Raw genomic sequence first — 2,500 nt, forward strand, 5'->3', positions numbered from 1 at the left:
GATGCCTGTTCTGCATACATTGTGAAGAGAAGATTGATCTGGAGGCTTCCAGGTGTTTTGGGTTTAGGCCCAGGACGTCCGAGCCCAGTTCCTGTGAACCCATGGATGGCCTAGCCGGCCGGATGTGGTGGAGGGATTGGAGGTAGGTAGGAAGCTTGTCGCTCTGGGTCGTTGTTGTTTGCCTGATCTCTAGGGATGAGGCATCTGACGGACGACTTGATTGCCGTTGCCTGACCGCGCGGTATCGGATCATATCTCGAGAAGCTGGTCTTAAGACCTGACACAAGCGAGCTGCTCGGCGTAGCTCCAATAAAGTGATCAGGTCGAACACGTCGATGGCATTGTTGGATTGACCGGGTTGTAAAAGGTAACCCGGTCTGTTGCCGTTTCCTTTGGAGATGGCGGCGAGATGATGAGCATTGGCAATGAGAACGATTAAGTGTCGTAAGGGCATTTGGTGGATGCCTTGGCATGCACAGGCGATGAAGGACGTGATACGCTGCGAAAAGCCGTGGGGAGCTGCGAATGAGCTTTGATCCATGGATCTCCGAATGGGGCAACCCACCTTAAATACCTAGAAAATCATTCTGGTTGTCGGGTCTTCGACCCGACGTTACGGCGAACGATCGCCGACGGCCTCTGGCCTGTATGGGAACTTCCCAATACAGCGCAGAGCGCGTCGCCGGTCGTCCGGCGCGCCCACGCAGCGCTGCACGAAGTGCAGAACAAGCGTGAGTGAAAACCCGAATGGTTTCTAGGTATTGTGATAAGGTATCTACACCTGAATACATAGGGTGTAAGAAGCGAACGCAGGGAACTGAAACATCTAAGTACCTGCAGGAAAGGACATCAACCGAGACTCCGCAAGTAGTGGCGAGCGAACGCGGACCAGGCCAGTGGCAATTGTGATTAAAGTGGAACGCTCTGGAAAGTGCGGCCGTAGTGGGTGACAGCCCCGTACGCGTAGATATCATGATTGTCCTAGAGTAGGGCGGGACACGAGAAATCCTGTCTGAACATGGGGAGACCACTCTCCAAGCCTAAGTACTCGTGCATGACCGATAGCGAACAAGTACCGTGAGGGAAAGGTGAAAAGCACCCCGACAAGGGGAGTGAAATAGAACCTGAAACCGGATGCCTACAAACAGTCGGAGCCCGCAAGGGTGACGGCGTACCTTTTGTATAATGGGTCAACGACTTAGTGTAACAAGCAAGCTTAAGCCGGTAGGTGTAGGCGCAGCGAAAGCGAGTCTGAATAGGGCGCTATAGTTTGTTGCATTAGACCCGAAACCGAGTGATCTAGCCATGAGCAGGTTGAAGGTTGGGTAACACCAACTGGAGGACCGAACCCGCATCTGTTGCAATAGATTGGGATGACTTGTGGCTAGGGGTGAAAGGCCAATCAAACTCGGAAATAGCTGGTTCTCCGCGAAATCTATTTAGGTAGAGCGTCGAGCGAATACCCCCGGGGGTAGAGCACTGGATGGGCTATGGGGACTCACCGTCTTACTGATCCTAACCAAACTCCGAATACCGGGGAGTACTACTCGGCAGACACACGGCGGGTGCTAACGTCCGTCGTGAAAAGGGCAACAACCCTAACCTCCAGCTAAGGTCCCCAAGTCATGGCTAAGTGGGAAAGGATGTGAGGATCCCAAAACAACCAGGATGTTGGCTTAGAAGCAGCCATCATTTAAAGAAAGCGTAACAGCTCACTGGTCTAAATAAGGGTCTTTGCGCCGAAAATGTAACGGGGCTGAAGCCATGCACCGAAGCTGAGGATGTGTAGCAATACACGTGGTAGCGGAGCGTTCCGTAAGCTGATGAAGGGAGACCCGTGAGGGCTCCTGGAGGTATCGGAAGTGCGAATGTTGACATGAGTAACGATAAAGAGGGTGAGAGACCCTCTCGCCGAAAGACCAAGGGTTCCTGCTTAAAGTTAATCTGAGCAGGGTTAGCCGGCCCCTAAGACGAGGCGGACACGCGTAGTCGATGGGAACCACGTTAATATTCGTGGGCCTGGTGGTAGTGACGGATTGCACAAGTTGTTCTGGTTTATTGGATTATCAGGGCAGCGGAGCGGTTCCAGGAAATAGCTCCACCGTATAGACCGTACCCGAAACCGACACAGGTGGTCAGGTAGAGTATACCAAGGCGCTTGAGAGAACTATGTTGAAGGAACTCGGCAAATTGCACGCGTAACTTCGGAAGAAGCGTGACCCCATTTTACGCAAGTATGATGGGGTGGCACAGACCAGGGGGTAGCGACTGTTTATCAAAAACACAGGGCTCTGCGAAGTCGCAAGACGACGTATAGGGTCTGACGCCTGCCCGGTGCTGGAAGGTTAAGAGGAGAGGTGCAAGCTTTGAATCGAAGCCCCAGTAAACGGCGGCCGTAACTATAACGGTCCTAAGGTAGCGAAATTCCTTGTCGGGTAAGTTCCGACCTGCACGAATGGCGTAACGACTTCCCCGCTGTCTCCAACATAGACTCAGTGAA

Annotated in this window: 1 rRNA gene (only partly in view); it reads left to right on the plus strand. The window is 52.9% G+C overall.

Annotated features, from left to right (window positions below):
• The first annotated feature begins 433 nt into the window (after nucleotides 1-433).
• A 23S ribosomal RNA gene (locus tag QWJ46_RS30620) occupies nucleotides 434-2,500 on the plus strand; it runs 874 nt beyond the window's last position.

This window comes from Rhizobium sp. CBN3, assembly GCF_030518245.1.
GTDB lineage: Bacteria > Pseudomonadota > Alphaproteobacteria > Rhizobiales > Rhizobiaceae > Rhizobium > Rhizobium aethiopicum_A.